Source organism: Marinobacter sp. DSM 26671 (genome assembly GCF_900112835.1).
In the GTDB taxonomy this organism is placed as follows: domain Bacteria; phylum Pseudomonadota; class Gammaproteobacteria; order Pseudomonadales; family Oleiphilaceae; genus Marinobacter; species Marinobacter flavimaris.
In genome coordinates, this window is the sequence record NZ_FONF01000050.1 from 1 (window position 1) to 6,425 (window position 6,425).

General features: G+C 54.4%; 6 protein-coding genes and 1 pseudogene. 5 read left to right on the plus strand and 2 right to left on the minus strand.

Going from position 1 to position 6,425, the window contains the following annotated elements:
- The coding region (locus BM035_RS21905) for an IS1380 family transposase (RefSeq protein ID WP_139216094.1) at positions 1-569 on the minus strand (569 nt) is incomplete at its 3' end.
- A gap of 144 nt (positions 570-713) precedes the next feature.
- Here BM035_RS21905 and glgP point away from each other — a divergent pair.
- Positions 714-2,171 (plus strand): annotated as a pseudogene (glgP, locus tag BM035_RS21910) (alpha-glucan family phosphorylase); the annotation flags it as partial.
- Between the two features lie 3 nt (positions 2,172-2,174).
- Here the strand turns inward: glgP and BM035_RS21915 are convergent.
- Positions 2,175-3,587 (minus strand): TrkH family potassium uptake protein, encoded by a 1,413-nt coding sequence (locus tag BM035_RS21915; RefSeq protein WP_175497456.1) that lies wholly within the window; start codon positions 3,585-3,587, stop codon positions 2,175-2,177.
- A gap of 250 nt (positions 3,588-3,837) precedes the next feature.
- Here BM035_RS21915 and BM035_RS21920 point away from each other — a divergent pair, with 250 nt between their 5' ends.
- The 4 genes from BM035_RS21920 to BM035_RS21935 all read left to right on the plus strand — a co-directional run.
- A complete protein-coding gene (locus tag BM035_RS21920; protein WP_008169714.1) occupies positions 3,838-4,380 on the plus strand; it encodes a porin family protein in 543 nt (180 codons plus the stop codon).
- A 23-nt stretch (positions 4,381-4,403) separates the two neighbouring features.
- Positions 4,404-4,979, plus strand: a complete 576-nt coding sequence (locus BM035_RS21925) for an acyl carrier protein phosphodiesterase (protein ID WP_092034405.1) — start codon at positions 4,404-4,406, stop codon at positions 4,977-4,979.
- Complete coding sequence (locus tag BM035_RS21930; protein WP_053115308.1) at positions 4,976-5,605, plus strand: ATP-dependent zinc protease family protein; 630 nt, start codon at positions 4,976-4,978, stop codon at positions 5,603-5,605. Before BM035_RS21925 ends, BM035_RS21930 begins: the two co-directional genes overlap by 4 nt.
- A 556-nt stretch (positions 5,606-6,161) precedes the next feature.
- A partial coding sequence (locus BM035_RS21935) for a transposase (RefSeq protein ID WP_139216096.1) occupies positions 6,162-6,425 on the plus strand: 264 nt, incomplete at its 3' end.

Below are 6,425 nucleotides of genomic sequence, written 5' to 3' on the forward strand. Positions count from 1 at the left end.
CGCAGATAGCTCACCAGCAAGTGCCTACCGCAGAAGACGTAAAGCGGGAAGTAGCAGTGATGGTCGTAATACCGGTTAAAGAACTTACCCGGCTGGTCGCCGTGCACCGGAATATCGGTGCCGTCAAAATCCAGCACGATTTCCTTGGGCGGCTTCTCATGCTGCTCGATAAAGTGGTGCCAGAGCAACTCATGCGCTTTGACAATGGTTTGCCGATCCATCGCCTGCTCCATTCGACAAAGCGTGGACTTGCCGGCCAGAGTCGAGGCATTCCCCGTGGCGGTTTGTAGTGCCTGATCAAAGCGAAGCGCTTCATGATCATTCAGATCTTCGTAGCCGCTGGCCACGCCGTAGACGCGCTGCCGGATCATGGTGTTGAGCCCATGACGAATCATGCGGGCATCCCGCTGGTCGGTCAGCGTCTCGGCCAGTCGCTGGGTTAGCCGGTGTTGTTTATCGACTTCGCGCAGTAACAACACACCGGCATCCGAGGTGATATGGCCTCCGGAGAAATCGGCTTCAATCTGGCGGCGGGAGAGTGGCGAGAAGGTCAGTTTTTGAGGTACCATTTTGGATAGCGGCTTTTAGTGTGGGTTTTTGTGTAGGAACTTGAATTCTAACACTTTAAGCCGCTTCTTCCTTCCTCATGCTACCTTCTTCATGAGAAATCCGGGTTAGGAAGCCAGCCCTCCAGCCCAGACAATCAGTCGACTGACCTTAAACTCAATATGGCCTTGCTGGCCCTCAATATGTGTGGTCGGTTCAACGGTGTCAGCCGCATCCACCAGAAGGTCACCCAGACCATTTTCCAACCTTTCTTCCCGCGCTGGCCAGCCGAAGACATTCCGGCGGACTACGTGACCAATGGCATCCACACGCCGAGCTGGGATTCTCCGGAATCCGACGCCATCTGGACCCGGGCCTGTGGCAAGGATCGATGGCGCAGGCCTCTCCAGAGCACCTGCCCGATGACAAACATCGCCGACGAAGAATTATGGGAAATGAGGCGCCTGGAGCGCGCAAGGCTGATTACCTACCTCCGGCGAAGGCTTGCAAGCCAGCATTGCGAACAAAACCCCGGAAACAACCATGAAGCCGCGTGTGGCCTTTTGTTGGACCATGAAACCCTCACGTTGGGCTTTGCCCGCCGGTTTACGGAATACAAGCGACCAGATCTCCTGCTCAAGGATCAGGAGCGCCTGCTCAAACTGCTTGCCAGCCGCGATCGCCCGATTCAGATTGTGCTTGCAGGCAAGGCCCACCCCTACGATCTCCCGGGGAAAGACATCATCCGGCGATGGAAAGCCTTCTCCCGGCGACCGGATGTCGAGGGCAAGGTCGTGTTTATTGAAGACTACGATCTGGGCGTGGCCAACCAGCTTATCCAGGGCGTGGATGTGTGGCTCAATTGTCCGAGACACCCTTGGGAAGCCTGCGGCACCAGTGGCATGAAGGTACTCGTGAACGGGGGACTGAACCTGTCACAGTACGATGGCTGGTGGGCGGAGGCCTGGAACCCGGATGTGGGCTGGGCTATTCGACCTGGCGCTACGTTTGACGAGCTAAGCGGGTCAAACAATCACGACCACGATCTCTCAGACATGGAACAGCTGTTTGATCTGTTGGAGAACGAGGTAATTCCCGGGTTCTATGACGTCGACAGCGAAGGTATTCCCCGGAACTGGGTTGGACGTATGCGCGCAAGCATGGATCAACTGACGGCGGCCTATTCTGCCAACCGGATGGTGCGGGAATACGTCGAGCAGTTCTATCTCCCCATGGCAGAAATGGGGAGCCGGCGCAGCTCCGAGACTGCAAGGGAGTTAATTGGTGAATACGGAGAAATCTCCAGGCACTGGTCCCGGTTGCGTTTCAACAGCTTCAATACAAGCGAAGATTCGGGTAGCCAGACTTTCACCGTGGAAGTCTATCTGGATGGAATTGACGAGCAGCGGATTGCAGTAGAGCTTGTTGCAGAGGATTCCGAGCATGGGCCAAGAACCATTACGGCCATGCAGATGAAACATCCGCTGGGTGGTTCCCCTCATACCTATCTTTATGAATGCACAGTGCCTCCACGCCCCGAAGGACACTACACGCCGCGCCTGCGAGTGCGGGATGAACGCCTGAACCTTCCCCTGGAAAACCCCGCCATACTCTGGCTCAGGTAGGCCTCAGCTGCGCCAGAACGCCGGCGATAGAACGATCACCACGCTCAGTATCTCCAGACGCCCCATCAGCATACCCACAGACAGTACCCATTTTGCCGCATCGGGAAGCGGCCCGAAATTACCCGCAGGGCCGATTATGTCCCCAAGGCCGGGGCCGACATTGGTCAGCGAGGTGAGGGCGCCGGACAGTGCCGTCACAAAGTCCAGCTGCATGGCGGCCAGGGCAACCGTGATCAGCAAAAGACAGAGCAGGAAGATGAACGTGTAGGCAATCATCGACGAGATAATCTCATCGCTCACGGCCCGGCCGTTGTAGTTACGGGTAAGAACCGCACGAGGGTGCAGCAGGCGCATCAACTGCTCACGCAGGATGATCAGGGAAAGCTGGAACCGGAAGATTTTCATGCCGCCGGCCGTGGAACCAGAGCAGCCGCCCACGAACATCAGGAAAAAGAACAGCACGAACGCCAGAGGGCCCCAAGCGGAATAATCTTCGGAAGCATAGCCCGTGGTGGTTACCACAGAAGTGACGTTAAACAGGGTAGAGGCGTAGTTATGGATGGGATCGAAGGGGACCGGTGACACCATCCAGCGGTAGAGTGTCAGAAACAGCGGTACAAAAAACAGGATCGCGAGAAACAATCGCACCTGCTGATCCCGGAACAGAACGCCGTGTTGGCCATGCATTTCACGCACGAAAAGGAAGAAGGGCAAGCTGCCGATAATCATGAAAAGTGTGGCTTCCATGAGGATCAGATCATTGAACTTGCCCATGGACAGATCCGAGGTGGAAAAGCCACCGGTGGCGATGCTGGTAAGACCATGGTTGAAGGCATCGAAGAGCGTCATGCCAGAAAACCAGTAGGTAACCACCGCAATGATCGAAAACACCAGATAAACCACCAGCAAGCCACGGCTGAGTGTTTTCATCCTTGGCAGAGCCTTGTCGGTCCATTCCGAAGACTCGGTGGCGAACAGCCGCATGCCGCCGACCCGCAGAAACGGGAGTACCGCAACGAACATACCGATAATCCCGATACCACCGATCCATTGCAGGATGGACCGCCAGATCAAGAGATCCCTGTCCATATCATCGAGGCCGCTGAGCACTGTTGCCCCGGTGGTGGTAATTCCCGAGGTGCCCTCGAAAAAGGCGTCTGCGGCAGAAATGCCCAGGTCACTCAGATAGAAAGGAAGTGATGAAAACAGGGCAATAATGAACCAAGAAGATACCGTGAGTACGAACATGTACCGGGGCTTCAGATCTCTCGGTTTGCGGTAGGTGGCGGCCATTCCCAGTATACCGAGGCCCCAGACAATGGCGGCCGATTCTGCAAACGCCATGGCGTTCGGCGCTTCAGAGCCCGCAAGCAGGATGACAGGCAATGTCATGAAAATGCTCAAAAGCACGAACATGACGCTGACAATGAAAATGACGGGGTAGAGATTTCTCAATGGATGCTCGAGCCAGCTGATACCGGGAGACGGCGTCAGAATACCTGTGGGGTCGGCCTTCCGCAAGGTAACACCGCGCGGATGCTGAAATTACCGGCGAATTAAATCGGTGTAAATAACGCGTAAATGCGGATCTTTCTGATGGCAAAACGCGTCAGTCTGGTGCAAGTTCAGCGATGTACACCGAACAATTCGGTTAAGGAGATAAAAAATGAAACACGTACGTTCAATTGCCGTTATCTTTGCCACCGGTATGGCTGCCGCAGGAGCCGCATCCGCCCAGGATATGTACAAGTCTGGCGTTGGCGGGCTCTACACAGGCCTGAACTACACTTTCATGAACCTTGAGAGCGGTAACGCGGATGCTGACGTAGGCACGCTGTCTGCCAAAGTTGGCGTGATGGCGACGCCGTATCTGGGCATCGAAGCGCGGGGCGGTTTTGGCGTGGATGACGACCGCATCGGCGGAGTCGATTATTCACTGGATAACTTCTTCGGCGGCTACGCCACGTTCAATCTGGCCAACGAATCACCCATTACGCCGTACGCTATCCTCGGTTTCACCCGGGTCGAAATCGAAGCTTCTTCGTTTCTGGGCACTGCCACCGAGGATGAAACGGACGTTTCCTACGGCATCGGCATGAATATGGAATTTGCGCCGAACCTGTCCGGCAACCTTGAATACATGCGTTATTATGAAGACAGTAATGCCGAAGTCGATGGTCTGGGCGTCGGCATCCAGTTCAACTTCTGAAACCAGGCCACCGGGGAGACTGTTTGAACCATCTGGCTCATGTATTTCTCGCGCCGGACTCACCTGAAGCTCGGGTGGGGAGCATCCTCGGTGACTTTACCCGGGGTGTCGATCTCTCGACGCTGCCGGACCCGGTGAAGCAGGGCGTCCGCCACCATCGGGCGGTCGACAGCTTCACCGACCAGCACCCCGACGTACTTGCCAGCAAACAGGTCTTCTCCCGTCAACGTCGTCGATTTGCCGGCGTTGCGCTCGATATTCTCTATGACCATTTTCTTCTCAAACACTGGGACCGGTTCAGTGAAATTGAGCAAGAGGCGTTTATTCGCGGTATATACAACGAGTTGCAGCAGAAAGAACATCTAATGCCGGAAAAAATGGCCAGAGTTACCCGAATGATGGTGTGGAACGACTGGTTCGGGGCCTATCAGGATCTTGAAAACATCGGGAAGGCACTGGACCGCGTTGCAGGGCGCATACGGTTCAGAAATGATTTCGCCGGCATGATCACGGAAATCCGCGCAAACCAGGAAGAACTGGAGCAAAAGTTTTTATCATTTTTCCCGGATTTACAGGAATTTGCAGGAGGTTTTGAATGAGGTTTGTTATTAGGGCGTTGTTGGCTGTGACATTGGTTTTTCCATCTGCGATGGCGGTTTCTGCGGAGGCCGATGCCAACAATAGCCAGCAGCGACCGCCGGAAACCCTTGGCTATGTTGAATGGGTAGTCATGAAAGATACCAACCTGAGGCTGAAGGCGCGACTCGATACAGGCGCCAAAACGTCATCTCTCCACGCGGTAAACATCGAGGGCTTTGAGCGCGACGGCGAGGAGTGGGTCAGTTTCCAGATTCCACTGGGTGACCACGAGGACCAGCCGACCGAGGGCGAACTGGACCATGACGACGTCATTCTGGAGTTCGAACGGCCGGTCGAGCGAACAGTTCTGATTAAACGAAAAGGCGCGCCATCCCAGAAGCGATATGTGGTCATGATGGACTTCTGCATTGCCGGAACCACACATACCACGCAGTTTTCACTGACAGACCGCGGCAAGTTTTCCTATCCGGCTCTGCTGGGTCGCCGATTCATGCGCGACGACAATATTCTTATCGATTCCGCAGACTCGTTTATGGCCGAAAAAGAGTGTGAATATATAACGCTCGAAGAGCTGGCAAAGAGGCATGCCGAGAATGTGGTAGAGGAAACCGATAGCGATTCCTGAACGCGGGGGGCTGGGATTGCTCATCCCAGCCCAGTTTATTGAAGACCCGAGAGCCGGACAGGCGAGTTGCGTATTGGAGGTCGAGCATTTTTATAAGTTTCTCACTCCGTACTTCTACACTATATTTAACATAATATACATTATGCGCAGTTTGATGCTAGGGATTGGATGCTGTTTTGCCCGTTTGTTAAACGACCACACAAAGTACTTAAAACCTCAACACAAAGTACTTAAATTCCACGCAAAGTGCTTAAAACGGCGTATGCCGCTAATTATGGGTCAATCACCTTCATTCGATTGCCGAAGGACGAAGCATTCGTCACGCATACAGCGTCATTGGGTTGCCTTTCAGGCATAAAGGGCTTCGAGCGAACTCAATCTTCCCGCTTGCACTAGATTCTTCTCGAGAGATTGCTCTGCATGCTAGATGATGTTCGCGAGAATAAAGCATGGTTTTGTGAATATCGCGACGCGAAACTCTACTCCTCGGTCTCGGGTTCTACCCCGTTACTGCGGACATTCCTAAAAAGAGGCACACTGTGCCAAAGGAGTGTTCATGTCCAGACGCAGAAAATATAGCCCAGAGTTCAAACGCGAAGCCATCGCCTTAACCCGGCAACCCGGTGTGAGTTGTCGCCAGGTAGCCTTAGAGATCGGCATCAATCCCAACCTGTTATCCCGGTGGCGCAGAGAAGCGGATGAGGAAACGGATAAGGCCTTTAAAGGCTCTGGTTCCCCCAGAGACGAAGAGGTTGCCCGCCTCAAGCGAGAATTGGCCCGCGTGAAGAAGGAGCGTGATTTTTTGCGCGAAGCGGCAGTG